Source organism: Thermobifida halotolerans, assembly GCF_003574835.2.
Taxonomy (GTDB): Bacteria; Actinomycetota; Actinomycetes; order Streptosporangiales; family Streptosporangiaceae; genus Thermobifida; species Thermobifida halotolerans.
In genome coordinates this window covers 2,104,871-2,131,266 of the sequence record NZ_CP063196.1, presented here as the reverse complement: position 1 = coordinate 2,131,266, position 26,396 = coordinate 2,104,871, and the positions used below count along the sequence as shown (strand labels likewise).

The 26,396-nt window shown below is 64.8% G+C and carries 30 protein-coding genes, 2 pseudogenes and 1 CRISPR repeat array; of the genes and pseudogenes, 20 read left to right on the top strand and 12 right to left on the bottom strand.

Annotated elements, in window-relative coordinates:
• Positions 1 to 81 precede the first annotated feature (81 nt).
• Positions 82 to 624 (bottom strand): hypothetical protein, encoded by a 543-nt coding sequence (locus tag NI17_RS09540; protein ID WP_068694024.1) that lies wholly within the window; start codon positions 622 to 624, stop codon positions 82 to 84.
• 576 nt (positions 625 to 1,200) lie between these two features.
• Positions 1,201 to 1,386, bottom strand: a complete 186-nt coding sequence (locus NI17_RS09530; protein WP_084012882.1) for a hypothetical protein — start codon at positions 1,384 to 1,386, stop codon at positions 1,201 to 1,203.
• On the opposite strand from NI17_RS09530, the gene NI17_RS09525 reads away from it, so the two are divergent.
• The 4 genes from NI17_RS09525 to NI17_RS09510 all read left to right on the top strand — a co-directional run bounded on the left by NI17_RS09525 (position 1,385) and on the right by NI17_RS09510 (position 3,918).
• Positions 1,385 to 2,062 carry a hypothetical protein gene (locus NI17_RS09525; RefSeq protein ID WP_119268100.1) on the top strand — a complete coding sequence of 226 codons (678 nt, stop codon included), beginning with the start codon at positions 1,385 to 1,387 and terminating at the stop codon, positions 2,060 to 2,062. The genes NI17_RS09530 and NI17_RS09525 overlap by 2 nt on opposite strands.
• Before the next feature lie 253 nt (positions 2,063 to 2,315).
• Positions 2,316 to 2,564 (top strand): hypothetical protein, encoded by a 249-nt coding sequence (locus NI17_RS09520; protein ID WP_068694022.1) that lies wholly within the window; start codon positions 2,316 to 2,318, stop codon positions 2,562 to 2,564.
• Between the two features lie 207 nt (positions 2,565 to 2,771).
• Positions 2,772 to 3,398 (top strand): AAA family ATPase, encoded by a 627-nt coding sequence (locus tag NI17_RS09515; RefSeq protein ID WP_084012880.1) that lies wholly within the window; start codon positions 2,772 to 2,774, stop codon positions 3,396 to 3,398.
• Positions 3,399 to 3,525: 127 nt separating this feature from the next.
• On the top strand, positions 3,526 to 3,918 hold the full coding sequence (locus tag NI17_RS09510; protein WP_068694016.1) for a hypothetical protein: 393 nt from the start codon (positions 3,526 to 3,528) through the stop codon (positions 3,916 to 3,918).
• Positions 3,919 to 4,278: 360 nt separating this feature from the next.
• Here NI17_RS09510 and NI17_RS09505 read toward each other — a convergent pair whose 3' ends face one another.
• Both NI17_RS09505 and NI17_RS09500 read right to left on the bottom strand, forming a co-directional pair.
• Complete coding sequence (locus tag NI17_RS09505; protein ID WP_068694014.1) at positions 4,279 to 4,515, bottom strand: hypothetical protein; 237 nt, start codon at positions 4,513 to 4,515, stop codon at positions 4,279 to 4,281.
• A 70-nt stretch (positions 4,516 to 4,585) separates the two neighbouring features.
• Positions 4,586 to 4,909, bottom strand: a complete 324-nt coding sequence (locus tag NI17_RS09500) for a hypothetical protein (protein ID WP_068694012.1) — start codon at positions 4,907 to 4,909, stop codon at positions 4,586 to 4,588.
• A 247-nt stretch (positions 4,910 to 5,156) separates the two neighbouring features.
• On the opposite strand from NI17_RS09500, the gene NI17_RS09495 reads away from it, so the two are divergent.
• From NI17_RS09495 to NI17_RS09445, 11 genes and pseudogenes are all read left to right on the top strand, one after another.
• On the top strand, positions 5,157 to 5,549 hold the full coding sequence (locus tag NI17_RS09495) for a transposase (protein WP_267887223.1): 393 nt from the start codon (positions 5,157 to 5,159) through the stop codon (positions 5,547 to 5,549).
• 12 nt (positions 5,550 to 5,561) lie between these two features.
• Positions 5,562 to 6,017: pseudogene (locus tag NI17_RS09490) on the top strand (transposase); the annotation flags it as partial.
• A 390-nt stretch (positions 6,018 to 6,407) separates the two neighbouring features.
• Positions 6,408 to 7,535: direct repeats of the CRISPR family, unit length 29 nt; unit sequence GTGAGCCCCACGCACGTGGGGATGGACCG.
• A gap of 584 nt (positions 7,536 to 8,119) precedes the next feature.
• Complete coding sequence (locus NI17_RS09485; protein WP_147416985.1) at positions 8,120 to 8,560, top strand: hypothetical protein; 441 nt, start codon at positions 8,120 to 8,122, stop codon at positions 8,558 to 8,560.
• A gap of 309 nt (positions 8,561 to 8,869) precedes the next feature.
• On the top strand, positions 8,870 to 9,163 hold the full coding sequence (locus tag NI17_RS09480) for a hypothetical protein (protein WP_068694010.1): 294 nt from the start codon (positions 8,870 to 8,872) through the stop codon (positions 9,161 to 9,163).
• A 30-nt stretch (positions 9,164 to 9,193) separates the two neighbouring features.
• A complete protein-coding gene (locus NI17_RS09475; protein WP_084012879.1) occupies positions 9,194 to 9,349 on the top strand; it encodes an RHS repeat domain-containing protein in 156 nt (51 codons plus the stop codon).
• A gap of 60 nt (positions 9,350 to 9,409) precedes the next feature.
• Positions 9,410 to 10,054, top strand: coding sequence for an RHS repeat-associated core domain-containing protein (locus NI17_RS09470; protein ID WP_170163086.1), 645 nt, complete (start codon positions 9,410 to 9,412; stop codon positions 10,052 to 10,054).
• A 65-nt stretch (positions 10,055 to 10,119) separates the two neighbouring features.
• Entirely contained in the window at positions 10,120 to 11,367 is a 1,248-nt protein-coding gene (locus NI17_RS09465; RefSeq protein WP_424565562.1) for an IS701 family transposase, read from the top strand.
• Positions 11,368 to 11,702: 335 nt separating this feature from the next.
• On the top strand, positions 11,703 to 12,455 hold the full coding sequence (locus tag NI17_RS09460) for a DUF8175 domain-containg protein (RefSeq protein ID WP_068694194.1): 753 nt from the start codon (positions 11,703 to 11,705) through the stop codon (positions 12,453 to 12,455).
• A 61-nt stretch (positions 12,456 to 12,516) separates the two neighbouring features.
• Positions 12,517 to 13,269 (top strand): hypothetical protein, encoded by a 753-nt coding sequence (locus NI17_RS09455; protein WP_147416984.1) that lies wholly within the window; start codon positions 12,517 to 12,519, stop codon positions 13,267 to 13,269.
• Between the two features lie 198 nt (positions 13,270 to 13,467).
• A complete protein-coding gene (locus NI17_RS09450; protein WP_084012899.1) occupies positions 13,468 to 13,845 on the top strand; it encodes a helix-turn-helix domain-containing protein in 378 nt (125 codons plus the stop codon).
• An 8-nt stretch (positions 13,846 to 13,853) separates the two neighbouring features.
• The gene (locus NI17_RS09445) at positions 13,854 to 14,171 is read left to right on the top strand and encodes a hypothetical protein (protein WP_234402174.1); all 318 of its coding nucleotides are present in this window, start codon (positions 13,854 to 13,856) and stop codon (positions 14,169 to 14,171) included.
• Between the two features lie 372 nt (positions 14,172 to 14,543).
• Here the strand turns inward: NI17_RS09445 and NI17_RS09440 are convergent, their stop codons facing one another.
• From NI17_RS09440 to NI17_RS09435, 3 genes and pseudogenes are all read right to left on the bottom strand, one after another.
• Entirely contained in the window at positions 14,544 to 14,867 is a 324-nt protein-coding gene (locus NI17_RS09440; RefSeq protein ID WP_199860215.1) for a transposase, read from the bottom strand.
• A 337-nt stretch (positions 14,868 to 15,204) separates the two neighbouring features.
• Positions 15,205 to 15,603: pseudogene (locus tag NI17_RS24670) on the bottom strand (helix-turn-helix domain-containing protein); the annotation flags it as partial.
• Between the two features lie 277 nt (positions 15,604 to 15,880).
• Positions 15,881 to 16,054 carry a hypothetical protein gene (locus NI17_RS09435; RefSeq protein WP_199860218.1) on the bottom strand — a complete coding sequence of 58 codons (174 nt, stop codon included), beginning with the start codon at positions 16,052 to 16,054 and terminating at the stop codon, positions 15,881 to 15,883.
• On the opposite strand from NI17_RS09435, the gene NI17_RS09430 reads away from it, so the two are divergent.
• Positions 15,999 to 16,292: a DUF4265 domain-containing protein gene (locus tag NI17_RS09430; protein WP_234402177.1), complete on the top strand. Its 294-nt coding sequence runs from the start codon at positions 15,999 to 16,001 to the stop codon at positions 16,290 to 16,292. The genes NI17_RS09435 and NI17_RS09430 overlap by 56 nt on opposite strands.
• Here the strand turns inward: NI17_RS09430 and NI17_RS09425 are convergent.
• Complete coding sequence (locus tag NI17_RS09425) at positions 16,255 to 16,605, bottom strand: ParB/RepB/Spo0J family partition protein (protein ID WP_267887225.1); 351 nt, start codon at positions 16,603 to 16,605, stop codon at positions 16,255 to 16,257. The two genes, NI17_RS09430 and NI17_RS09425, sit on opposite strands and share 38 nt — an antisense overlap.
• 283 nt (positions 16,606 to 16,888) lie before the next feature.
• Here NI17_RS09425 and NI17_RS09420 point away from each other — a divergent pair, with 283 nt between their 5' ends.
• The 4 genes from NI17_RS09420 to NI17_RS09405 all read left to right on the top strand — a co-directional run bounded on the left by NI17_RS09420 (position 16,889) and on the right by NI17_RS09405 (position 20,151).
• Positions 16,889 to 17,140, top strand: coding sequence for an immunoglobulin domain-containing protein (locus NI17_RS09420; RefSeq protein ID WP_068694202.1), 252 nt, complete (start codon positions 16,889 to 16,891; stop codon positions 17,138 to 17,140).
• Positions 17,141 to 17,541: 401 nt separating this feature from the next.
• A complete protein-coding gene (locus NI17_RS09415) occupies positions 17,542 to 18,279 on the top strand; it encodes a polymorphic toxin-type HINT domain-containing protein (RefSeq protein ID WP_341721524.1) in 738 nt (245 codons plus the stop codon).
• Positions 18,279 to 18,734 (top strand): hypothetical protein, encoded by a 456-nt coding sequence (locus tag NI17_RS09410; RefSeq protein ID WP_084012902.1) that lies wholly within the window; start codon positions 18,279 to 18,281, stop codon positions 18,732 to 18,734. The genes NI17_RS09415 and NI17_RS09410 overlap by 1 nt, the downstream gene beginning before the upstream one ends.
• Positions 18,735 to 19,599: 865 nt before the next feature.
• On the top strand, positions 19,600 to 20,151 hold the full coding sequence (locus NI17_RS09405) for a hypothetical protein (RefSeq protein ID WP_147416983.1): 552 nt from the start codon (positions 19,600 to 19,602) through the stop codon (positions 20,149 to 20,151).
• A gap of 1,152 nt (positions 20,152 to 21,303) precedes the next feature.
• Here NI17_RS09405 and NI17_RS09400 read toward each other — a convergent pair.
• The 4 genes from NI17_RS09400 to NI17_RS09385 all read right to left on the bottom strand — a co-directional run bounded on the left by NI17_RS09400 (position 21,304) and on the right by NI17_RS09385 (position 26,374).
• On the bottom strand, positions 21,304 to 21,573 hold the full coding sequence (locus tag NI17_RS09400) for a hypothetical protein (RefSeq protein WP_234402175.1): 270 nt from the start codon (positions 21,571 to 21,573) through the stop codon (positions 21,304 to 21,306).
• An 806-nt stretch (positions 21,574 to 22,379) separates the two neighbouring features.
• Positions 22,380 to 22,835: a hypothetical protein gene (locus NI17_RS09395; protein ID WP_147416982.1), complete on the bottom strand. Its 456-nt coding sequence runs from the start codon at positions 22,833 to 22,835 to the stop codon at positions 22,380 to 22,382.
• Between the two features lie 248 nt (positions 22,836 to 23,083).
• Positions 23,084 to 23,533, bottom strand: a complete 450-nt coding sequence (locus tag NI17_RS09390) for a hypothetical protein (protein ID WP_119268097.1) — start codon at positions 23,531 to 23,533, stop codon at positions 23,084 to 23,086.
• Positions 23,534 to 23,548: 15 nt separating this feature from the next.
• The gene (locus NI17_RS09385) at positions 23,549 to 26,374 is read right to left on the bottom strand and encodes a DNA/RNA non-specific endonuclease (RefSeq protein WP_068694215.1); all 2,826 of its coding nucleotides are present in this window, start codon (positions 26,372 to 26,374) and stop codon (positions 23,549 to 23,551) included.
• Positions 26,375 to 26,396: the final 22 nt, after the last annotated feature.

The window sequence follows — 26,396 nt, the reverse complement described above, 5'->3', positions numbered from 1 at the left end:
AACAACACCCCGGCGGCCACCCGGGGCCGAGCAAAGGACTCGGCGGGATCAACGCTCATACGGAAGACCCTAACGGCACGGTCAGAAAACTCCCATCCGCAAGGCCAGCGCCACCAGGTCGCGGTTTCGTTTTCCGGACCTGGTCCGTAGCATCCCTGTGACGATCTGACGGCTCATCACGTGCCACCGGATCTGTTCGGGGGACAGCCTCTCTGCTTCGAGCACCCGGCCTATCGCCGCATCGATCTGGTTGCGCTTAACGTAGGCCGAGGCCAACTCCAGCGCGTGCCGCACCCGCCGTTCAATGGAGAGCCCTGAAGTGTCGATTCTTCGGCCGAGTTGGATAGCGGCGTCCACGTCACCGAGAGAGTTGGCCACCACCACACGGTGAACAGCGACGTTTGTCGTCCCGAAAGACGTCCACAGGTCGTTGCGCTCCGTGCCCAGCCTCAGAGCCACCTTCTCGGACTCTTCCAGGTAGCCACGGGCCGCGCTTCGGTCTCCTTCACGCGCGGCGGCAACGGATCCGGGCAGCAGGAGAGTTCCGTACACGGAGAGCTCTTGAGGGAATGACCAGTCCATTTCCCTCCGAAGGTAACTAGCGGCCTGCTCGGCCATCTCCACGGAGGTTGCTCCCTGCCCATAAGAGTGGAGCGAATGTACGCCTGATCTGAGCAATGAACCTATGACGGCAGTATCCCCGGACCGTTGCGCTGCCTGGAGTCCACGCTCTGCCGCGATCCAAGCCAGGTCGGTTTCTCCAAGTTTTGTCAGGATCATCGCTGCCGCTTGTGCGCTCAGAGCCAACAGTCGTTCCGCTGTGAGCAACTCCTCCCCTCCGAGCGCGCGGACTGTGGTGTGTGCGCGTAGGAGGAGGTCGGGCAGAGACCTGAGCACTCTTTCGTACCGGGAGTGCTGGTATGCGTCCATCACGGCTTCGACATCGCGACGGAGTCCAAGAAGGTCCGGTGGTTCGGTGACAGGATGAAGCTGTCGTCCGGTTGGAAGGCGGTGAGGCGGCCGGAGTGATCGGTGGCTACTGCGACGACCTGGTCAAGGAAAGTGTTCCAGTCGGTGCCGGTGACGGTGAGGACGGGGCCGTCGAGGTTCTTTGTGTCGCCGATCTTAAATAAGTCCGTTGCCGGTGGTGGAGAAGGAGGACCTCGTCCACAGAGCAGAACACGGTGCAGTGAGGTTTTCTCAACGAATTGGGTGTTCGTAGCGGTGTAGGGCCAGGGTGGCCTGGACGATGCGGCCGACCGCGGAGGGGCTGAGGCTGATGCGGCGCAGCGCGGTGTGGCGGCCGACCAGTACGGCCATGGCGCGTTCGCCCACCGCGCGCACGGCCCGCAGCAGCCGGTTGTCGGCCCGGTTGTCGGCGTGCATGCGCGCCTACGACACCTCCCGGGAAGCCCGGATCGGGGATGTGGATGCCTACTCCGGCTTCGTCGTGGCCGCCGTCGGTCAACACGACCAGGCCTTCGTGGGCGGCCGCATACCGCGGCAGGGCAGGGCGTGGATGCGCGCGGCGGTGAGGCCGAACCGTGGACCCCGGCACGGCCTCAAAGGCCCACAGCGGATGGCCGGCGGCATCGGCGAGGAACCGCACGCCCGCACCATGGTGGTGCTTGTGCGCCGAATACCACACGTCTGTGCCGCGGTCGTTGGGTTCCGCGCAGCCGGTGGTGGCGAAGACCTTGCCATCCAGGATGACCGGGGACCTGCCCTGGTCGCGGAGCTCGTCCAGGACCTGGCGCAACTGGGGAGCTTGGGCGGCCAGCACGTGGATGCCTTCGTGCGCCTACCGGTAGGCGGTGACCCGGCTGACGGCGTGATCACGGGCCGGGGCGGTGACGCGGCTGCCGCCACGGAACCAGCACAGCACCAGCAGTGCCTGACGAACCGGAGTCAGTGCCCGGGACCGGCGGGGCGTGCCAAGAGCGCGGCGATGAGCGGCCAGCAGGCGAGCCAAGTAGGTGACCACGGGACGGGGAACATCAAACACGGCAGAACAGGGAACCACCGCGAAGCCTCTGGTCCAGTGGACGCGGTCCTGTGGTGAGAACCGTCCTACCAGAGGCTTCACGCCTGTCAGGAGCCAGGGCCCCCTCTCACCGTCCCGCCCTCGCCCCACCGCCCAGCCCATATTCGTTGAGAAAACCTCAATGAGTCTTTCGGCGTCGGTGGTCTCCAGGTAGAGGGCGCCAGCGGGTCTGTCGGCGTAGGCGGTCTCGGTGAACGGGTCGGGTAGTTTGATGAGCAGGAATCCGCCGTCGGGGTTGGCGTGAGCGCCGACCGCGAACGGGACGACGCGGATGTCGGTTGAGGCTCACACCCGCGCCCGCCAGGTCTTCCAGCGGGTGGGGGATGCCCACGGCGAGGCGCAGGCGTGGACCGGGATCGGCCTGGTCCTTGCTGCCAGTGGTGAGGCAGGAAAGGCGGTGAAGGCGCTCGCCCAAGCCGTGGCCCTGTTCGAAGCCACCGGCGATGCCCATCGTGCAGCGATCGTACGGGAACTGATTGCTCGCGTCCGCAAAGGCCCGGACTCCGGTGCACCGGATTGATCGACGCCGATCCCCGGCCAGGGGAGGGGTGTTCCACGTTTGTAGTGTCAAGGCGACCTTGACGGGGTGTTGTTCTCGCGTGGGGTAACGCTGAACGTCGGCCTCTCCGTTGCCGGTCACAGACCGGGGGCCACGTCGTCACGTGCCGGTGGGAAGACGGAAGACCGCAGCCTCCAAGCCAACCCGGGTGGACAGGGGGAACAGCGGATGGTCTCCGACCTCTCGTGTTCCATGAGTTGGGCCACGGTCACCCCACCCACCCTGCTGCGGGCGAGGCTGGTGCCGAAGGTGCGGCGCAGGACGTGCGCCGACAGCGCGGGACGGCCGTCGTCGGTGGCGAGTTTGTCCAGGAGCAGGCTCACGCTCTCGGCTGAGCAACACGCCGTCACCGAGCGCCTAACCACCGGCGGGCATGCTCTGGATGCGGTGATCGGCGTGGCCGGAGCGGGCAAGACCACCATCATGAGTGCGGCCCGGCCGCCTGGCAGGCGGGCTGACAGCGGGTGGCTGGGGCCAACCTCACCACCGAAGCAGGCATCCCACAGCACGGTCGCCGCCTGGCTGACCCGCATCGACTCCAGCCAGATCCTGTCCGGAATCGACGTGCTCGTCATCGACGAGGCCGCCATGCTCGATGACCGGGCGCTGGCCCGCCTGGCGGAGGTCACCCAGATCTCGGGCATCAAACTGGTGGTGATCGGCGATCCCCACCAGTGGTACGCCACCGGCGTGGGTGACGGTTTCGCCGCCGTGCACAAAGCCGTGGGCGGGCCCGTTCCCAGTGAGGCGCGCCGTCAACGCGACGTGGTCGACCAGATCACGCTCGCGCAGTGACGCGACGGGGCGCGGCGCACCCCGCTGGCGACCTGGGCCGAACCGGGCCGCGCCCACACCACCACCGCCACTCAGCAGGAGATCGCCGACGCCTGACCGCCTCGGCTGCACCAATGCGCGCGACGCCGTGGAGAACCTGCTGGTGCTGGCGGACCGCCGCACCGACGCCACCACCCTCAGCATGTCCTGCCGCCGCTTGGCCCACGCCGCCGGCCACCCTCCCGGCGACGACGCGCTCCTCACCCATTCGAGCGAGCAGCCGCTGACGCTGGCCGTGGACGATCCGGCCAGGGGGATGCGCAACGACTACCGGCCCCGCCGCACGGGCGGGGCCGAGCCTGACGTATTCGACGGCTACTGCGACATCGTGCTGGACGCCAACGTCCGCCGGGGCGCTGGTGGAGCGGCGCAACACCAACACCCGCGACCCGGGCGTGCCGTCGACCAGTGCCGCGAACGCGCCCGGGTACGCAGCGAGAAAGGTGTTCGTTGGGAGCCGACCGCTCCCATCGCGGCATGAGAGCACCCAGGCGAACGTTCCCGGCCACGACACCGGTGGACCGTTTCACCCACTCCCCGAAGGCTTGGGCGGTAGCGTCGGGCACGGCTGGACGTCAGCGCGCACGACCTCGCGACAGCGGGGTGAAACGCCCTCAGGTCGCCGCCGATGACCAGGACGAGAGACGATTGGGGCAACGCTTCGTGATTCCCTCAACGGCGCGGCTCTTGCCCGCACCGGCCTGCCCCCGACGAGCACCAGCACCGGACCCTCAGGGGTGAAGGGGGAGCCTTCCGAACACGAATGTGCGGACGCCGCGTCCGGGCCGTTCGAAAACGCGATCGAGTTGCCCCTGACCGAGGACGTACTCTTCGAACACCATCAACGCTCTAACTCGGCGAGTTCGCGGGCCCAGCGGCGAGTGTGTTCGAGGACAGCCTCACGGTCGGTGGAATCGATTCGGCGGCGTTCCTCGCGCAGGCCCATGACCTCGGTGTCCCAGAACTCCTCCTCTTCGGGAGTCCTGGCGGCTTCGCCCAACTCGATGTAGCGGCCGGTGAGCGCGGTCGCGGTGTCGGAGAGCGCGCCGTACAGAGCGGTGATGTCGTCGGTGCTCATCGGAACCTCCAGAGTGGTTGTGTTCTTGTTGAGCGCAGTGAACATGACAGAGGTCAACGCAGCGAAGACGTCAGTGCCGCCCCCACGGATCGCCCGGAAGCCGACACATCGCCAACCGAACCGCCCGGCGCGCCTGGCCCGCTGACTTGGACAGCGCCCACAGAACGCGCCCCAACGGCAAGGCCCCGGACGGCAGCCCGGCCAGTAAGGGAAGCAGCGGCCAGGCGACGATCATGAGCGCGGGCAGCGCCACGGCGACGAGAGCGACCGCGGTCCACTGACGGGGGCGGGTGAGCGCATAGCCGCCACGGTAGACCGCCCGCCGTCGGTACGGGCGGGGGTAGCCACATCCGGCCAGCAGGCACGCACCATGACCGAACACCTGGTCGGTCATCCCAGGGCCGCTCTAGAGCCCCATGCACATCCGTGATGACGTTGGCGCAGGTCAGAAGGTAGACCAATCCGGCCGTTCCGGGTGGTCTGATCGCGCCACGTGGTTCATTCCCGTTTCGACCGGTTCTGACCGCCGATAACACTCAGCCAACGCCCCTCAGCGACTGTTGGGTATGCGTTCAGCTGCGCAAGGTGATGGCCGGGCCCGCCGCTGAGAGAGCAGAACATCCCCGCCAGAATCGCGCTGTGTGTGCAGATGCAAATCCGGCGGGGATGCCCGCCCAGGCTATCCCTCCAGCCTCTCCGACCCGGTCCGGGCGGTGACCGAACCGCTCATGCCCACCCGCAACCAGCGCAAGGGCGGAGCACCCCGCAAATACGACGACCGGCTGGTCCCGGACGCGATCTTCTTCGTGCTGCGCTCGGGCTGCCAGCGGCGGATGATCCCGGCCGACCTGCTGCCCTGGGACGCCGCCTACCGCTGGTACCGCATCTGGACCGCCGACGACACCATCGACCGCATCCACGACACCCTGCGCGAGAAGGTCCGCACCGCCGCAGGCCGCGCTCCAAGCCCGTCGGCGGCGGTGCTGGACGCCCAGTCGACCAAGTCCAGCGAGGGCGGCCAGGACCGTGGGTAGGACGCGGGCAAGCGCACCACCGGACGCAAACGGCACCTGGTCACCGACGCCTTGGGCCTGGTGCTGGTGGCCGCGGTCACCTCCGCCTCGGTCCAGGGCCGGCCTGGCGGGCGCCGGGTCCTTCAGACACTGGCCGCCCGCTTCCCTTCTGTGGGTCTGGTCCGGGTCGACGCCGGCTACGCCGACAAGGTCGACAACAGCCTGCTCACCTGGGCCCGGGAGAAGCTGCGGCTGGTGGTCATCAGGCACAGCGACGACGTCAAAGGCTTCCAGGTACTGCCGCGCAGGTGGGTCATCGAGCGCACCTTCGGATGGCTGGTGCGCAACCATCGCCTGGCCCGTGACTATGAGCGCCTGACCACCAACTCCGAGGCCATGGTCAAGATCGCGGTGATCCGGTTGATGGCCACGCGGCTGGCCGACGAGAGCGCGCGTTGGAGCAACCGCCCTGCCGACCAAGCCGTGTAGCCACCCGCATACCCAACAGTCACTTAGGGGTTGGTGTCGAAGTGGTCGGATCCGTGTCGGTGTGGCGGTCGGGGTGATCGTGGTCGCTGTGGCGGGTCCCGGGGGTCTGCTGGGCTGTGGTTGTCCCGGCCGTGTGACCGGTGTGGGCCTGACCGCTTTCGGTGCATGCTCCGGGGTGGGGCTGTGCTGTGAGGTGGGGAGTGGTCAGGGGTTCGCGTCCGCTTCCTCGATCGGTCACGGCCGTCGCTCCGGTACGCACGGGGTGCTGTGGAGGACTGCTGTGGACGGGGTGCTTGCGTGGAACTGGTCTAGAATGCTCCTGCGGTTGGAGTTTGCTCGCGGGACAGGTAACGCGGAGATAACGCCCCGCAAAACCGCAGGTCAGCTTCTGTGAGCCCCACGCACGTGGGGATGGACCGCGGAACGACATGCCGGTCACCGCGCCGTCGGCGGTGAGCCCCACGCACGTGGGGATGGACCGGGGTGGCCGCGTGCTGGGTTACCGACCGGCGCGTGAGCCCCACGCACGTGGGGATGGACCGAGATTCACTCCACCCGAGATCCGGGGTTGCAGGTGAGCCCCACGCACGTGGGGATGGACCGTTCTGTGGCCGTGGGGTCCTGGACTCGGCCGAGTGAGCCCCACGCACGTGGGGATGGACCTCGGCGATGGCGAGGAGGAGCAGCCGCTCCTCCGTGAGCCCCACGCACGTGGGGATGGACCGCGTCGCTTCGCCTCAGCGTTGCCGCCGCGGGTGTGAGCCCCACGCACGTGGGGATGGACCGATCAGGCGGCGTGGTGGGGTACTCAGGCCGTGGTGAGCCCCACGCACGTGGGGATGGACCGGCGCAGGCGCTGCTCGCCGAGGTGTACTCGCTGTGAGCCCCACGCACGTGGGGATGGACCGGGGGTGTCACCCTCACCCGACCCCGCAACACCGTGAGCCCCACGCACGTGGGGATGGACCGTCCAACCAGCTCGTCAGCGTCATGTCGGGGCTGTGAGCCCCACGCACGTGGGGATGGACCGCGATCCGTAGCACCAACAACGACACCGGCTACGTGAGCCCCACGCACGTGGGGATGGACCGATCTGCAACCCCGCCATCCCCGTGTAGGAACCGTGAGCCCCACGCACGTGGGGATGGACCGCCATACATTGGAATCTCCTCTGCTAGGGGAGGGTGAGCCCCACGCACGTGGGGATGGACCTACCCGCGCCGCGCCGAACTCGTCGCCGCCGAAGTGAGCCCCACGCACGTGGGGATGGACCGTACCGCAAGCCCTACCACGGCAAGCCCGCCGGGTGAGCCCCACGCACGTGGGGATGGACCGAGGACCGAATCCGGATCCGCGTTGAACCGCTCGTGAGCCCCACGCACGTGGGGATGGACCGAGGACCGAATCCGGATCCGCGTTGAACCGCTCGTGAGCCCCACGCACGTGGGGATGGACCGCCCGCCTTCCGCGCGGCTTCGTCCACGGCCCGGTGAGCCCCACGCACGTGGGGATGGACCGCCCGCGGCCCTGGCCGAGTTGGGCAATCCCGCCCGTTTCCGCGACCTCTTCCAGAAGGGCATCCGTATGACGGGGGACGGGTTCGCCCTCGATCCGAGTCTCTTCCCGCTCCGGATCGTCTCCAAGCCGTTACCCCAGGTTGTCTCCTGCGTTCGTCGCGGCCACCTGCCCGCCCCGCGTCCCAGGTAGCGCGCTGCGAAGTGTTCACGCTGACCTCGCCGCCGCCCTCCAGGAGCGGACCGAGCAGATGATGGTCCACCTCGCACGCAGGGCCCGGGCTCTGAAGCGGCCGCCGCTCACCTCGCGGCCCGTTGAGAGAGGGCCGACTTCCTCGGTCTTCGGCGGTGGCCGACCCGCTGCCATAGCCGTCTCTTTTCATCTTAGTGGGAATGGCCCTAATTTGGGTCGAGGGAGGAGGCCTGGTGACATATTGGATGTCGTGGACTGGTTGAACGGATAGAGGTTTTCTCTGGGGTCGGGGCGCCTCCCGGTGTGGTCAGCGGAATCTGGGGCTGTCAGATCCCTTGCTGGTGCAAGGTAAGAAAAAATGAGCTAAATATTTTTGATATTTACGTGAGGTAAATGTGAAAAAAGGTGAAATGGAAGCTTCGGGCTTCCCTGGGAGGCCTAATACCTTTTACGGGAAAGTTCCAAGTCTTCTTGTGGTGATTCCAATTGTTCTGGTGATTGCCTTCCTTGCGGTTTTCTTTCTAAGTATCTCTTTTCTCTGGTTTTGCGTTTGGTCCCTTCTGGGAATTCTGTTGCTTGTAGTTCTGGACGAACAAACAGAGCTCTTTAGAAATATTGTCCCGCCTTCTGTTTCGGATAGCGCAGGCGTACGGGGGTTGGTTGGCCGCGCCCTTGACAAATTTTCCGGTTTCAGGGTGGGGGTAGGGATTTTTGGGGTCGTCATAGTAGTGACTTCATTTGAAGGTCTGACTCCTCTGGGTTTCCTGTTGTCTCTTTTTGTTATCCTTTTTCCAATTCGTCTGCCGTTCCGTAGAAAGTCTGATGGTGCTTATTGAGATTTTCTCAATGAATTGAGTGTTCGTAGCGGTGGAGGGCCAGGGTGGCTTGGACGATGCGGCGCAGCTCGGGGCACCTCACCTTCCAACGCCCGGACCGGCGCGCGTTCGAAGCCGACCCCGGGGTCCAGCGGGAATGGACCGGGCACACCTGGCCCGCTCTACGTGAGCGGGCCCGCGCCCGCGGGGAGCGGGTGATGTTCGCCGACCGGGTCGGGGCGCGCTCAGACCACCTGGGGTCGCACCTGGGGTCTGCGAGGGCACACACCGACCACGGCCAGGGCCGGCAACCGGTTCGGTGTCAACGCGATGAGCGCGATCAGCCCCACCGGCACCGGACTGCCCAGCGACACCCAGTGCTTCACCTACGACCACCTGCGCCGCCTCACCGAAGCCTGGACCCCCGGCATCCACGATGTGACCGCGTGCGGGACCGCACCCGACGTCGACAGCCTCGGTGGCGCGGCACCCTACTGGCATTCCTACACTTACGACGTGCTGGGTAACCGCCTGAGTGAGACCAAACACTCCGCGAGCGGCGACACGGTCCGCACCTACACCACTCCCGTCTCTGGTCAGGCGCAGTCGCGCACCCTCACCTAGGTCGAGCAGACCGGACCGGACGGCACCCGGTTGGAGCAGTACGACTACGACGCCTCCGGCAACATGGCCGGCCGTACTGCGGCCTCCCGCGAGCAGGACCTGGAGTGGGACGCCGAGGGCAGACTGGTCGAGGTCACCGAGGAGGACGGCTCCACCACGTCCTACCGTTACGATGCCGACGGATAGCAACTGATCCGCGAGACCCCCACCGAGGCGGTGCTGTACCTGGCGGGCATGGAGGTCCGGTTGGACAAGACCGTGCCCTCGGTGGGAGCCACCCGCTTCTACGAGCACGTGGGCGAGACCGTGGCGGTACGCACGAGCGGCAACGCTGTTCACTGGATCTTCTCCGACCATCAGGGCACAGGTGAACTCACGGTCGAATCAGCGACCGGGCAGACGACCCGTCGCCGCCTGAACGTGTTTGGCGCGGACCGGGGGAGCACCGGGGACTGGCCCTCCGACAAGGGGTTCGTGGGCGGCACCATTGATGTCTCCACTGGTCTGATCCACTTGGGAGCACGCGCCTATGACGCGTCGATCGGTCGATTCGTTTCCGTGGACCCGGTCATCGACTTCACCGACTCCCAGCAGATGCACGGCTACGCCTACGCCAACAACAGCCCGGTCACCTTCTCTGATCCCGACGGACTGTACTACGACTACGCGGCCGACTACAGGCGCCAGTACAAGCGGCGACGGGATGCAGCGGCTAACGCCCTGAAAAACTCGAAGAACAAGGCCAGGTACGAGGCTGCCCGGTACTCCAGTTGGACTTCCGGTTTGAAACACAATGATCGTGTTCGTAGGGATCTAGTGGTGTTCAACCGCGCTGATCTGGTCGTTTCCCGGACACAGCAATGGCCACCGCCCGATCATCGATGGTTGTGAAGACAACAAATCCCGAGGCGGTGGCCGCAGCCACCACCCTAGCGGCCAACCGCTGGCCCCACCTGCTGAACGAGACCACCAACACGATCATCGACCCCCACCTGGCCCGGCCCGAGACCCGCACCAGTGCCCGCGAGGTGATCCGAGCCCTGCTCGCTCCGCTGGCCCGCAAGAACTGCTGGACCCTGGCCGAGCACGCCGGACATCCCGCCCCTTACCGGATCCAGCACCTGCTCAACCGGGCTGTACTGGACGAAGCGGCCCTGGCCGCCTGCCTGCGCGGCTACGTCATCAGCCACCTGGGCACCGAGGACGTGGTCCTGGTCGTGGACGAGACCGGCGATCTGAAGAAGGGCACCCACACCGCCGGGGTGGCCCGCCAATATACGGGCACCACCGGCCAGATCGAGAACTGCCAGGTCGCGGTCTACCTCGCCTACACCACAGGCGACGCTCACGCGTTGATCGACCACCGCCTCTACCTCCCCTCTTCCTGGTGTGAGGATCCCGACCGACTCCGCACGGCGGGGGTGCCCGAGCAAGTGGAGTTCGCCACCAAGCCGGAGCCGGCCCGCCGGATGATCGCCACCGCCTTGGAGCACACACCCCACGCGTGGGTGGCCGGCGACGAGGTGTACGGCCGTAACCCCGGTCTGCGCGCCTACCTGGAGAAACGAGGGGTGGGGTATGTGATGGAGATGGCCGCCACCGACACGGTCACGACCCCGCGCGGGCCTTTGGCGGTCAAGGAGCTGGCCGTCCTGGTTCCCGGGCAGGCCTGGCGGAAGCGCTCGGCTGGGGCCGGTGCCAAGGGTGAGCGGTTCTACGACTGGGCGCTCATCGACGACCACGCCGACACCCGCGGGGTGCGGTGGGTGCTGATCCGGCGTAGCCGCACCAGTGGTGATCTGGCGTTCTTCCACTGCTATGCACCCGAGGCAGTGCCGTTGGCGAGGTTGGTGGCGGTGGCCGGACGCCGGTGGCGGGTGGAGGAGTCCTTCCAGCAGGGAAAGGGCCTGGCCGGACTGGACGAACACCAGGTGCGGACGTGGACGTCGTGGCATCGGTGGAGCTTGCTGGCCATGACCGCCTACGCCTTTCTCGCCCTGTGCCGGGCCCGGGAACTGCGCCACCATCCGGTGCCGATCGGGGTGGTAGAGCTGGCCTGCAACGAGATCGCCCGTCTGCTGGAGGCCCTGTTCCCGCCCGAGTCCGATCTGGAGCACGTGCTGGCCTGGTCGGTGTTCAGACGCGTCCATCAAGCACACGCTCGGCGCTGCCACTACCGGAGACAGACGGTCCAGGAATCATGACAAACCGGAAGTCCAACTGGAGTACCGGGTATCCACGACGTCCCACGATGTCCTCCTTCAAGGGTCACGTGGTCCCAGGATCCAGAAATCCGACTCCGAAGAACGCGGGACACACCACCCACCGCGCCAAACAACAGGCGGCCTGACGCTACCTGAGCGGCCTTGGAAACGGGCGTTGAGTCCGACCAGGGGGTTCAGGGATCACGAAGGCGGAGGAATCGTTGCGGTGGTGCCGAATCCGGCGGGAAAGGCCACGCCGGGGGTCAATTACACTTGCTCAATTGGAGAGGGCCACTGGCCCTCTCCCCGCGAATTAAGCCGAGAAAGGCAAGATCATGGCTCATGACGAGCGCAAACGCAACCAGCCCTTTGTGTCGAAGACCTATCTCGCCTCGGCCGGGATCGTGGGTTTGATCGCCATCTTGGGGATCGCCGTAGTGGGCACCACCCTGTGGCCGGACGGCGACGAAACCGCGCCGCCGGTGGCGGCCTCCCCCACCGCCGACCCCTCCCCCGAGAGCACGACTGCACCGGCTGAAGGAGAGAGTGTCTGCGGCCTCCCCGCAAGCGATCAGACCCAGATCGACGAACCTCCCGCCGACACCGAGTGGGAGTTCGTCGGCACTATGCAGGCACCCTCGGTACCCGACGCCGGTCCGGGCATGGTCGCCGACAACGGCTTCCGCCAGTGCTACGCCCACTCCCCCGAAGGCGCACTGGTGGCCGCGGCCAACGTGCTGGCGATGGGCACCGACCCTAACCTCGTCCGGGAACTCAACGAAGAACTCGTCGCCGAGGGGCCGGGCCGCGACGCCGTACTGGCCGACATGGAAGCCAACCCACCCACCAGCGACACCGGGATCCGCTTGTCCATCGCCGGATACCGCCTCCTGGGATACGGGCCCAACCACGCCCGCATCGACTTGGCCGTGGAAGGCAGCAACGGCTCGATCGCCTCCGTGACGACCGACCTGAAATGGGAAGAGGGCGACTGGAAGGTCGAACTGCGCCCGGACGGCCAGCCCGTCATCCCCGTGGCCCAACTGGCGGACACCGTCGGATACCACCCCTGGTCCGCGGGAGGCTGACATGCTTCCGATGGAAGCGGAGGACGCAAGCTCCTGCCAATGGTGGCAGGTTGACTGCCGGATGGGAGAGTTCGGCAGCACCATCGTCGGCGACGCCGTCGAGAACCTCGCCGCCGCTGTCCTGGAAGGCGTGGGCACGGTCGTCGGGGTGATGGCCTCGCAATGGGTCTTTGTCGGCACCATCGACCTGACCAGCGATGACGGTATCGAAGGGGGGATCGCAAACGGCCAACCCGTGGACTTCGGCCACCACCCCGCCTCCGCCTCCAACGTGGAAACACTCCTGGGGTATGCCGCCTGGATCAGCTTGGGCGTCTGCGTCCTGGCCCTGATCTTCCTGGGCGCGACGATGACGCTCAACCAGCGCCGCGGCGAAGGCGCCGGGCACATCAGCAAGATCGGCATCGTCCTGTTCGCCACGGTGCTGATCTCAGCGGCCTCAGGCATCGTCACGGGCGTGCTGCCCTCGACAGGGCCTGAAGACGCCTCCCGCCCCGTGACCTTCCTCCAGAGCTACCTGTGGTGGTACATGGGCGCGGCTGCGGTGATGTCGGTCATCGTCGGGGCGGTGCGCATGGTGTGGGAGCAGCGCGCCGATCCCGGCAGGGAACTGCTCAAGTCGCTGATGACGTTGGTGGTCGTGGCCGGGGCTGGGGTCGCCGGGATCGGCGCAGCGGTGGCCGCCGCGGACGGCTTCGCCCAGTGGATCATCCTGGAGTCGACCGATGTCGAGTTCGGTACCGCCATCACCGAGATGCTGCTCGTCGACATCACCAACACCGGCGGCATCTCCATGACAGGAGTCTCTCACTGAGGTTTGATTGTCCTCTTCAGGGTGGGTAGGACTCTCGTGACCGGTGGTTTCGGGAGGCCGTCATGGACGCCACCGACCAGCAGCACCGCCGGATGACCGCCGCCGCCCTGTTCGAGCAGGACCAACTTCGCGACAGCCAGATCGCCCGGATGCCCGGCGTGAGTACCCGCGGTCAACCACTGGCACCGCACCTGGGAAATGGGTGGCACGGCCGCGCTGGTCAGCAAGGGCCCCACCGGCCCGGCCGGCTTTTTGACCCAGGACCAGCAGCACGCGCTGCGCCAGATCCCGCGCCGGGGCGCCACGGACTACGGATTCGCCACTGATGGCTGGACCCTGGCCCGGATCCGGCGGGTGATCAACGACACCTTCGAGGTGACCTACACCGATGCGTCGGGGGTGTGGCGGCTGCTGCACCGGATGGGCTGGACCAACCAGCGGCCCGCCCGCCGCGCTCTGGAACGCGATGAGGACGCCATCGCCGAGTGGGTCGAGCGCACCTGGCCCGACATCGAAAAAAGGGGGCCGAAAGCGGGGCGTGGATCTGCTTCGCCGACGAGTCGGGAACCTCGCTGACCGGCGCGGTGCAGTGCACCTGGGCCCCGGCCGGGCAGACCCCCGCCCTGCATGTGGTCAAAGGATCCCAGACCAAGCTGTCGGTGGCCGCGCTGTGCTGCTACCGGCCCGGACAACAGCCCCGGATGTTGTATCGGAGTCGGCCGGGCTGGTACCACGACCGCGACCTGATCACCCTGCTGGATGCGGCCCACCAGGAACTGGCGGCCCCGATCCTGCTGGTCTGGGACAACCTCTCCGCCCACCGCAGCCACCGGATGCGCCGCCATCGCCGCCCGGGCCTGGTTGGAGGTGGAGTACCTGGTGCGCCTACGCGCCCGAGTTGAACCCGACTGAGGGAGCGTGGGCGTACCTGCGCGCCACCGCTTCGGCCAACCTGGCGGCGTTGTCCCTCGGCGAGTTGACCGCCGCGGTGCGAAGCGGGCTTCGGCATATCCAGCGCCGCCCGGACCTGGTAGCTGCTTTCCTCACTCACACCGGGCTCCAACTCCGAACCCAATAATCAAACCTCAAAGTAGGCCAGCGCGTTGATGATCCCGTGACGGTCATGCTGTGCCGGCCTCCCCCGGGCCTGGCCGTAAGAGGTCGGTGCAACGATTCCCCTTCCACTCTGCGTCCGACAGATCAGTGGAACAGGCACGTCGTCGGGTCATCACCGCCTCCTCGACCACAATCTCACTGAGGTTGGATTCGTGGGGTTACGGCTCCAGGGACAGTCCAGTTCCGGCGAGACACCCCTCGAGCAGCTCAGGGCAGTACTGCATGGGTCTGAGCCGGGCGCGGACCAGCGCGGCGAGCTCGTCGATGCCACCGGGGACCAAGGTGGCCGGGCCGCTGCGCATCGCCGACCACACCCCCTCGACCGGGTTCAGGTCGGGAGCGTAACCGGGCAGCCGCTCGACACCCAACCAACCCCGTTCCGCGACGCGGCGCCGCATGTTCGCGCTGGTGTGCCGGTTGAGGTTGTCCCACACCCGCACGAGGAACGCCCCCAGCAGACGGTGGGCGGCGTCCACCAGCACGATGTAGTCGACCTCGCCGAACGACGCCCGCTCCTGGGCCCGCCGGTGCTACAGGTACAGCCGGTACAGCAGTCGGGGCCTGTTTCCGGGCTTGTAGCAGCACAGCGCGGCCACGCTGACCCGGCCCCGGCCCGCGCCGGTGACGGTGATCACCGGGGTGCGCCCGCGCCTGCCCCAGGTGCCGTGTGGTGGGCGGCCTGCCGCCCTGACCCGCCTCGTCCTCGAAGCAGATCCAGGCGTCCAGGTCGCCCGCGGTGCTTCTACCCGCGGCCACACCCTGCTGCCAGTGCTGGACGGCCGCGTCGTCACGTTCGGCGGCGCGGCGCGCCGGGACCTGCACGCTCCACCCCATCCGGTGTGGGACCAGGGCCATGCCCTTGATGGAGTAGGCCACGTTGAAGTGCTCGGCCACCACCGCCCGGATCCGTGCCAGGGGCCAGCGCTGGTCGTGGTATCCGTGCGCGGCCGGGCCGAAGTCGAGCAGCTGTTCCGGCAGGGCCAGCTCCTCATCGGTGAGGCGGCAGGGCGAGGCCGGACCCTTGGAGCGCAGGGCATCACGGCCGCCGGTCTCCAGCGCGTGATGCCATCGCCAGGCCGACATGCGGGTGACGCGGTAGGTACGGGCGACGTGGGTGTTGGTGGTTCCGGCCTCGAAGTCCTCGGCAGCGGCCAGGCGTATGGCCTCGCGTCGTTGGCATTCTGCGGCGGCCAGCCCGCCGCCGGTAGGGCACCCCATACCTCCGGCATGGCCTACTGGGTCGGCCTGTCAAGAACAGTAACCCCATGAATTCAACCTCAGCAAGTGGGTGAAGAGATTCCTGGCAATGGTGATGGTGCATGCCGTAGGTGCCATAGATTAGTCTGGCAAAACTCTAGAGCAATGGACGAATCGCTTCGAGAGTCTTTGGTGAGGTGTTCTCGAAGCTTGTCGGAGGAGTGGCCTTGGGGAATGGAAAGAAAATGCTTGCCGTCTTTGGCTTCCCCGGTGAGCATGAGAACTTGCCCCCTTTTTTTCAGTGGAGAGGATGTGGCTTGAGAAGACGGAAGTCAGGGTTGTTTCCAAAGTCCTGAATGTTCCGTTCTTTGTCTCCGGTGTCGCGTTCATGGGCCTGGTTCGCGTTTTTCCCGACGATGATTGGAGAGAATTTGTCCTCGAAGAGGTCCGTCCAGCGGTCGGGGTGGTCCACTGTCCACGTCATCTTAAGGGACGAAGGTGTGGAGGGTTCCCTGGAAGCAGTTCTCTCGCAGTTCGGCTGCTCCTGTGAGAAAATAGACGTATTCGAGTCCTATCTTGCCTTTGGTGCTCCTCCGAAGGCTGGGTGCGGAGAGTTGAGGAAGGTCCTCCTTTATTTCGAGGAGTCCGGTGGTATCGAATTCAAGGAGAGCTTTATATCCGATGGGTACCTTGGGCAAATTCCTGGCTGAAATCTCTTTGATCCAAGAGTTGCTTCGCACAGCAGTTGACTGATCTGTCGAATAGATGCCCCAAGCAGGGACGGCCCACTGCAGGGCAGTTCCGGAAGGAGGAGACGTGCGAGTTATCGGGCAGGTTGACCGCACTCCACCGGCACGCCCGCAACCGCCGCTCACCCGCCACCAACCGCAACGCGGGCGCATCGTCCGGGGACGTGGTCTCCTCGGCCAGAACCGGCTGGAGCACCCCGACTGAGGCGATCGAGCTGATCAGGTCCGCCAGTTCGGTCGGGGCCGTCGACTCCCCGGGCCCGCGCCCGTGCACCCCGGTGGCCACGCTCCCCGGCCCACGCAGTGGGATGGTGCCGTAGCGGCGCTGCCTCAGTCGGGAAGATCCCAGCAGCGCGGCGACGCCGTTCGGTGGGGGAGCAGCGTACTCTTCGGAGGATTTGTTTGCCACGCCCGGAGCAAGAGCCGTCCCCTGGCGAAACGTGACCTCGAAGCACCGAGGGCGTCACCGCTTCGGCCGCCCTCCCAACGGGTCCGGAGCTAGATTCGGACCCGACAGCAGATTCTCCGGATTCCTGGACTGAGTTTGAGGAGTTGAGATGCGCACTCTGAGGCTCGGTGAGTACGAGATTGAGGTGGTGGACTTTGAGGACGTGACTGCGGCGGAGCGAGTGATCGAGTTTCGCTTCAGCGGTGATCGGAAGTCGTCTTCTTTCGCTGCAGTTGTTGTTCCTGAAGGGGGTGGCTGGTCTTCTGCCGTGCTCAGTATCGACCCGCAATTTGGTGACGTCCCAGCAGCGTTGATGGCTGTGCTGATGGAGGTTGCCCGGGAGATGATCGAAGCAAAGTAGGCAGGAGCAGATTTGAAGCCCCGTCAGGTGCGTCCTGACGGGGCTTCTGTGTGGGGTGACGGCAGTGGTTGATGGCAACGCCAGCAGATGGGGGCGGCGTAGGGTGGCGGTGTTGCCGTCGGAGTTGGCCGTCTCGGTGGTCACCTGGCTATTGAGCATGGTCTGAGAAGGTATCTGGAATGCCCTGGGATGGGCGGTTGGGTAGGGATGTTTGGTGGTTTGAGGAGACCGTGATGCCCTGGCGACGTGTCTTCCCCACCGATCTGTTGGACCTGGAGGGGGTGATCGCTTCGTTGATTCCCCAGGTCAAGACCGGAGGGCGCGCGGTACTGCACGAGCGCCGCGAGATACTGGGTATGCGTGGGATAAGCCTGGCGACTGCTTTCGTATGACTTTCCGCTCTGGCAGATGGTCTGTCACTACTCGAGGACGTCAAGATCGGTGACCAGATGCTGGCCACCATTGTCGGCACGGGGGCCAAGCCCCTGGTCGAGATCACCGTTGATGCCACTACCGAGAAACCCGCAGACGAGGACGGCGACAGAGAAGGAACACCCGGACCGACCGCGGCTGGCGACACCGTCATCGCCACCGACGAACACCCCTTCTGGGCACCCGAACTCGGCCAGTGGGTTGCTGCCATCGACCTGGTCCCCGGAATGTGGCTGCAGACCTCGGCCGGCACCTGGATCCAAATCACCGCCATCCAGGCCTGGACCCAGGCCGCCACCGTCCACAACCTCACCATCCAAGACCAGCACACGTACTATGTGCTGGTGGGCGAAACGCCGGTATTCGTACATAACACAGGAATTCTGCATGTACGTGGTCCGAAAGACCCTCTGAATTTCGGGAGCAACTACACCGGACGCGTCGACAGGTTCGATATCGGCGGTACGACAGATTTTGAAGTTCACGTCTACCGCAAGGGTAAGGAAGTTGGGATCTTTGATAGTGACGGATGGTTATCAAAGCACGGAAAGAGTGCTGACGTCGATGTTCCTCGGAACGTTTACAACAACCTGAAAGGGCTGGCAGTGGGCGAATTGAGACGAGATGGTCGCATCGGCCCCAAGGTAATGGAGAACATCAAGGGCGACAATTGGAAGCGCCCGCGTGTCACTGGTGGTGGATGTTAATGAAGTACGTGCATGTGGAGCCGTTGCAGGATCAGTACGGGTACCACCTGGACCCGCAAAATTACTTGCAGGTTCTCCCGCAACTTTCCGGAGATCTTCCCCCTGGTGCGGCGGCGTTTGCCGCGGATCCCGATCACTACAACTTCCGAGGTTATCGGTGCGTTAAGGATCTAGAATTGGGCAAGGCGACTCTTGTTGATGACCAAGGGCAGATAACTCTTGAGTTCATTTTGACTCCGAACGAGTGGAAGCATGAGAGTGGTTTATGTATTCGCTACTCGGATGTCCAATCCTTCCGTACGGACGCTGAAGAATCGGACGGTACGCTGCCCCGCCTAGGCGCCCTTCAGTTGGATGAGGTGCTTCCGCATCCGTCGGGAACGTCGCATGAGATTTCCTTCACGTGTGGTTCGATTCTCGTTGTCGCTGCCGATCTCGTGGCCACATGGGAGTAATCGTGCATACGCCCTAGAGGAAGCCCGAACTGTCTGTGGAAGAGTTCTCAAGCGGAACTCTATTGGTGGTCGGTCCTAATCCTCTACAGGTATCAGATTCGCATCTTTTGGACGTCGCTGAATTCCTTTACCGGGTCTAAAGAGGATGAGCTGAGGTTGGGGCAGCGCGGGGCGGTGTGGCGCCCGGCCAACAAGGCCATGACGTGTTCGCTCACCGCGCGCAAGGCTCGGAGCAGTCGGTTGTCGGCCCGGTCGTCGGCGTGCATACGCGCATGGGAGACCTCCCGGGAAGCCCGGATCGGTGTGTGGACGCCTGGCTTCGGCACCGCCGTAGCCAGGCGTCGGTCAACACGACCAGGCCTTCGTGTGCGGCCGCATACCGCAGCAGCGGCAGAGTGTGCCGACGCGCGGGTGAGGTTGAGCCATGGCCCCCGGTTTGGCCTCGGACACTCACAGCGGATGGCCGGCGGCATCGGTAGGGAACCGCGCGCCCGCGCCGTGGCGGTGTTGGTGTGCCGAGTACCCGCCCCTCACACGCGGGAGGTACCCCCCGTCTGTGCCGCGGTCGTTCGATTCCGCGCAGTGGGTGGTGGCGAAGACCCTGCCGTCCAATACGACCAGGAACTTTTCCTGGTCGCGGAGTTCGTCCAGTACCTGGCGCGACCGGGGAGCTTGGGCGGCCAGCAGGCGGGCCAGGTATGTGACCACGAGGCGGAAAACGCCGAACATGGCAGAATAGGGAACCAGCGTGAAGCCTCTATTTCAGTGGACGCGGTCTTGTGGTGAGAACCATTTTGGGCCGAATAGGGTTCCTGTTTCATTTTGGCTGATGGATGAGGATCTAAAATTTGATTGAGGTGCCCCCTTGGTTGAAAGAATTATTCTTCGCAATCGATGGACGGCTGCATTTGGGGCGGCTGTAGCGAGCCTGGTCTTTCCTTTCTTTCTATTCGCTTTTTTGGGGGTGATATACCATGGGGGATTTCTTGGCCTCAGGGAGCGGTTGGCTTTGCCACTCATCTTTGCGGTTCTCTCCTGGCTGGTTCTCAAACCAACCTTCTTCTCTCGTATCGAAATCCGTGAAGGGAAAATTTTCATTAAGAATTTCTTCACCAAGAAGGAGATTCCGATCCGGTTGGTGGAGGAGGCGCGTGCGGGGGAGTACCTGGAGGTAGTTCTGGCGTCGGGAGAACGGTACGGCTGCATCAATTTTATTCCTTCGCTGGCCGGGGCGCTCGCCGGTTTCCCGACCAACCGGCGCTGTGCGGAGACGTTGAACGGGTACCTTCGGGAGAAAAAGGGGAGGTGTCTGGATGAGGAATATGAGGAGAGTGTCAGGACTCTCCCACATGTCAACCTTGTTTTCCTTGCTGTGCTGTCAACAGTCTTCCTCGCCTTGTCCCTGCTCCTTTTTTGAGGAGAGATCTGAAAACCTTGGGGCAGGTAGCGGAGCGGGGCTTTAGTTGTTTGAGAGACTGAGCCCTTTTCATCCTGCTTCGCGGTGTTGAAGGACCAGTACCGCTCGGACGAGTTCGCCGACCCGATGGGGCCAGCCAGCAGTTGGCGGCGGCCGCGATCGGACTGGTCGAGATCATCGCGGACGAGTTGGGCATCAGTGCGGGCATCGAGTGTCTGACCACGGGCGATATCGGGGCGTGTGGTGAGACGGCGTTGCACGTGGCGATGGCGTTGTTCGCGCCGGGCGGGGTGCTGGCCAAGCTGGCGGTCAAGTACGCGTTGCGGTGGGGCAAGTTCGCCAGCCTGGTTTCCAGGGTCAAGAAGTTGGGTGGCGAGATCATCTCGGCGGTCAACACGCTGATGAAGAAGGACCCGGGGGGTGCGGTGAACCTTTTTCATCCTGCTTTGCGGAGTTGGAGGACCAGTACCGCTCGGACGAGGTCACCGGGTGCGGTGCGGGCAGCACCGCACCCGGCGGATGACGTGCCAGTTCTTCGACTGGGCGATGGCCCGCTCGCCAGGAGCGCGGAGTGTGGCGTGGGCGGAGTTGGCGTCCTTCTTCCACCAAGGTTTGCCCCGGCCCTTGAACGGACACGACACCGCTCCTGGGGCCAGACCGACACAGGCCCTTGTCGGCCAGGCCAAACAGTCTCGCGGTCTGGATCCGCTCGGCGAGTCGCCAGATGCGGGCGGCCCGGGTGTCGTGCACCGCCCCTGGCAGTGCCCCTGAGACCCACAGCAACTCCCTGTCCGGAGCGGCCACCACCTGCACGGACGGGGAGCTGTTATGGGCCCCGGGCGCACTGCTGAGAGCAGTGCCCGACACCCAGGCCGCTCCGGCAACGACCGCACCCAGCCCCGACGGAGATGAACCGTGGCCCGATCGCAGTATCAGAGGGTATTGCGTTGGTGGCTGGTTCAGACGGCGCAGCGGAGTGAGGCTCGCCGCGCGGTGGAGAACGTTCTGTGGGGCCGGGGTCGGGGACTCGTGGTCCTCGGCCCCGGTGTCACTGCCGGTGGTTGGCTCTCGGTGGCTACCCGTACGGGGCAGTCGGTCGGCGTCGGTCAGCCGGGCCCGTCGGAGGAGCCACTGCACGTCACATCCTCACAGTCAGCCGTCGTCCTCCGAGAACGGCATTCCCACCCGTCCCTCAGCCTCGTCGCGGAGCCTCTGGCGCAGCCAGTCGGGAATGTGCTCCTCGTCGCGGGGAAAGTACTTCAGGTCCTGGGTGTACCCCTGGGGGGTGGGGAAGGTGATCTCGGGATCCTGGTCGTAGTTGAAGTGGACGTTGTAGTTCCCGGGGCGGGTGATCACGTACTCCATCGAGAACCAGGTCCCCTTGCCCTCCAGGTACATCCCCACCCGGAGCTTGTCGATCATGGGAAGAACTTCTGCGGGCGGAGATGATCTCCGGCTTGTTCCATCCGGAAACTCCACGATGAGATTGACTGTTCCGTGCTCAACAACAGTCCCTATCGCGTAGACAAGCCGTTCCCACCCGTTAGGAGCTTTCTCGGCTATTATCACGCCAATCTGATTGAGGAGTTCCCGCTTCTCAATGGGATCAAGTTCCCCTCTTCTAAGGTAAGGAGAATACAAAGCTCACTCTCTCTTTCGCCTCCTCAAGCAAAAGGCGGTAGGTTGGGGTAAATTTTGACACCCATTTCTACGCCATTAATTCTCCAGTCTACCTGAATTCTTGACGGCGGAGGATGGACCACCTTGCCAGGCTTATTGGGGTCAGGGATGGATGGCAGGCTGGTATCATATATCGGTTTGATCTCTACATCGATTTTCGGATCATTCAGGTTGAGTCTAAGGGCGTCTTCCCATGTGCCATCATCGTAATTTTCCCTGCCGAGGTACTCACTGTTCAGCTTATACTTAAGGAGACTCTGCCAAACCTTCTCAATACTCCGAAAGCTCTAGTCAATGCTTTCCCTAATTCCCCCTCGCCTGTCCTGGAATGCTGTTCTCAGTGTCCGATCCTGATTAATATCGTACCGCATCGGAACCATGTTCAGGCGTTCGCCGGTTCCAAAGAACTCTCTGGAACCGATCAGATGCCCGCCATTCCACTTGACGTCTGCATACTGCCGTACTTCGCCGTCTTCCGGAAAGCGCCCGTGCGGTGGAAGCCCGGTGGAAAAGCACCTGCCAGCGAGGCGGTATCGGGACAGCGGAGACTACCCCTGGCCGCTCTCCGCCTCCCGGAGCTTCTGGCGCAGCCAGTCAGGAATGTGCTCCTCATCGCGCGGGAAATACTGGAGGTCGAGAGCGTAGCTCGCACTCACAGGAGGAAGATTGAACGCCGGTTCGCCGTCGTAGTCGTATTCGACTCTGAAGCGGTTCGGTCGTTCAACCGCGTAGAAGGCAGAGAACCAGGTTCCTCTGCCCGGGATGTACATACCCCATCGGAGCTCATTCATTTTTTTGAAAATGCTTGAGCTTGCGGGAAACCTCTCCTCTGCTCCGCCGCCCCTCTTCGCTTCCGTCCGCATCGTTGACCTGTCGACAGTGGAGACATAGGTGAGTGAGATCTCTTGCCAATCGTCAGGCGCAGCACCGACAAGAAGTGCGCCCACTTCCTTGAGCAGCGCTTCTTGCTCTTCGGACCCCAGGGGATCAATACTTCTATTCATGGCTTCCACCGCCCCCGCCGATCGTGACGGTAGCGGGCTGCCGTCACCCGGTCTGTTCCGTCCGAGAGTTCAACAGCAACCTGGTCCGGACTGTGGCCGGCGACCATCTTCATGGTGTGGATGACCCGCTCCCACCCTTCGCTCCAACAAGGGTGGATCACCAGTCGCCTTCCTTCCGTTCCTCGCCCGTGCGGTGGAAGCCCGATGGAAAAGCACCTGCCAGCGAGACGGTATCGGGACAGCGGAGACTACCCCTGGCCGCTCTCCGCCTCCCGGAGCTTCTGACGCAGCCAGTCAGGAATGTGCTCCTCATCGCGCGGGAAATACTGGAGGTCGAGAGCGTAGCTCGCACTACTCGGAGAGAAAGCAAATTCCGGCTCATTGTCATAATCGTAAGAAATGTGGTAGTAATTAGGATACTCCAAAACAAAGGAAGATGAATACCAAGTCCCCTTCCCAGGAATCAACATATTTACCCGAAGGTCGTCCATCACCTCGCACGCCTCCTCTGGAGGAGAGATCCTCTCCCTCGATCCGTCCTTTCTCACAACTTCGAATCGCGCAGTTGAAATATCCACGATCCCCCGATAGTAAAAATTCAACTCCCTCCACTCCCCAACGGTAGCTCCCAGGAGGGACAGCGCCATCCTTCTCAGGTACTCTTCCTGTTCTTCTGGTCGCATTCGATCCTCAGTCATGACTTTTCCTCTGACCTATTCTGCCCTCAGCGGAGGGGCATTCATGGGGAGACGGACTGGATCTGCAGGAATCCCGTCAACCGAGTAATCCACTCGAATCGTCCGAGGAGATTTCATATCAGAACTGTAAATACAGTTGATCTTCACATGGATTTTGGGTGGCGGCTGCCGCCTCAACAGGTCAGCCCAATGCTCCTCTAGTCTATAGAAGTTGTTGACATGGTTGGCGTTGGGAATTTTTGCTTGGTTGATGGCCTCCAGCATGGGGACCATATTGATACGCTCGCCAGGGCCGTTGAATTGTGTACCGACAAGGTGCCCACCGTTCCACCTTGCATTCTCATACAAGGGGACCTCACCGGACTGCGGGGTGCGACCGTATTTTTCTTCGAACTGCCTGAGGGTCTCCTGGTTGAGATCTCTGTACTCGTCCCTTCCCTCATGGCCGATCGGAGTTTGGTCCGGTCCACGGAACCCCTTTCTGAGTTCGAGTTCCCCCTCCATGGAAACCGTGCGAGCCAGATGGTCAGTGCGGTAGGTGTACCGGCCATCCACCACATAGGTCATGTCAGGGCGCGGATTGCGCAGTTCAGGGTTCCAACTTCTAGGCTTTCCAGACCGGGTCTCAAGCTTAGTGATTTCTCCGTTGGCGTCAGTGGTGTAGGTGCCGCGCGGCCTGCCAGCCGCGTCGACAACCTCGTACCGCGCGTCGGGGTCCAGATCCTCGTTCTCCCCGAATCGGTCGTCACGCCCAGGAGCCAGGGGGCTGTTCTGGTCGATGCGGATGCGGTCGATGTTGCCGTCGGCGTCGGTGATGTAGGTGCCGCGCGGTCTGCCGGAGGAGTCGACAACCTCGTACCGGGCGTTGGGAGCCAGACCGCCGTCCCTGCCGAACGGCTTGCCCGGTTCGGGAGCCAGTGGGTGGTCCGCGCCGATGCGGACGGGCGGGGGCAGTTCGCCGCCACCGGAACCGGAGCCCGGACCACCGCCGTCTCCCGGGCCGGGAGAGGTGGGGGAGCCGTCGGCGGGGCCGTGGCCGGAGCCTCCGCCGCCGAGGTCCAGCGTGCCGCTACGGCTGTACTCTCCGGAGCCCGGGCCTCCGTCCCCGCCTTCCGCGCCGGGCAGGTCGGCGGGGCCTTCCGACCTGCTGCCCGGGGTGGAACCGGGCGTGTCGTGGTGGGCGGTGGGGTCGAAGGAGTCCGGCAGGCCGCCGCCCGGGCTGTGGCCGCCCACGCCCGCGCCGACCGGAACCTCCGCATTCTGCCTGAGGAAGTGCTCGATCTCCTCATGCAACCGAAGGATCTGCTCGGTGGTGGGAAGCTCGGCCGCCTGGCCGGTGTCCGAGGGAGTGGTGTCGGGGGTGCGGGCGAGCGAGGCGCTGCCTCCGGTGCCACCGTCCTCGCCGCTGTCGGTGCCGTCGTGGGTGTCTTGGGCGGGCTGTTCACTGTCGCCGGGCTGCTGTGGCGGTCGGTGGTCCTCGGAGTCGGCGGTGGCGGCCGGTTCGTCGCCGCCGGGGCGTGTGGGTGAGACATCACCGGTATCGGGGGTATTGCCGGGTGGGGTGCCGCTGTCTCCGCTCGGCGGGTGGCCGAAGTTGTTGGCGTTGGTCAGGGCGTCGTTGAGGGCGTCGATGCGTGTGGGGGGAGTGTTCAGGGCGTCGGTGGTGTCGCCCAGGTCGGTGGTGACCTCGCCGGGGGAGCGGCCGCCCAGGAGGTTGCCGAGGTGGGAGGCGGGGTCGAAGCGGTCCAGTGGGGAGTTGGGCAGGATGTCGCCGAGGTTGCTGATGGTGCGCATGACGCGGGTGCCGCGCCAGGCCAGCAGCGGCGCACCGACCACCGCGCCCACCCCGGTGGCGGTCAGTGCCGTACCGGCGACCATGCTGCCGATGTTGACCACCCCGGTGGTGATCACGTAGCCGGGTCGGGTGTCCCATTCCCGCCAGGGCACGATGGAGTGGCCGACCTCCTTCCACGCGCCGGAGAAGTTGCCCCACCACTGGCCGGGAGAGTCCACACCCCACGTGGTGCCGTCGTAGAGGCCGGTCAGGTAGGCGGCGCCTTCCAGGGAGTCGAGCTGGTAGTCGCGGAAGTTGGCGCCCCACTCGCTCAGGGAACTGACGCCCCAGCCGCGTTGGTCGTGGTAGAGGCCCACCATGCTCGCGACGTCGGTGACGGTGCCCGCACCGATGTCCCACAGCGCCGCGCCGACATCGGCCCACCAGGGCGCGTCGTGGTCCTGGGGGGTGGCCCACGCGGTTTCCCTGCCCTGGGGGGCCTCGGCCAGGCCGTAGACCATCTCGCCGTCATCGGCGACGGTGGAGCCGTCCAGGTGCGCGGCGATGAAGCGGGTGCCGCCCTCGACCAGGGCGGTGATGGTGTTGGCGCACTCGCGTTCGGCCGCCTGGTAGTCGGTCTGCACCGCGGCCAGGTCGTCGTTGAGCTGGTTGTGGGCCTCGACCCGGTCCTCGTCCTTGGTCCAGTCCTCGCCCGCCTCGGTGATCTGGTCGGCCATGGTCTCGGCGTCGGCTTTGAGGCTCTTCCACCGGGCCAGCAGGGGGCGGATCTCCTCGGCGAAGTCGATGAGGGCCTGGCCGACCGTGGTGATCCTGTCGTCCATGGTGTCGCCGTCGTCGGCGACCGGATCGACCGCGGCCAGCAGTTCCTCGGACTCAGGGGCGAGGTAGTGGCCCTCCAGGCCGGACCAGGAGGTTTTGATGTCGTGGCCGGCCTGGGCGATGTCGCCCGCGTCGCCCTTGAGGGCCTTGCCCGCGGCCTCGATCGCATCGGGATCCGCGTCCGGAATCAGGATCCTGTCGGGGTTGATCACTCCGTCGCCGCTCACCCGACAGCCTCCGCGCCTCTAT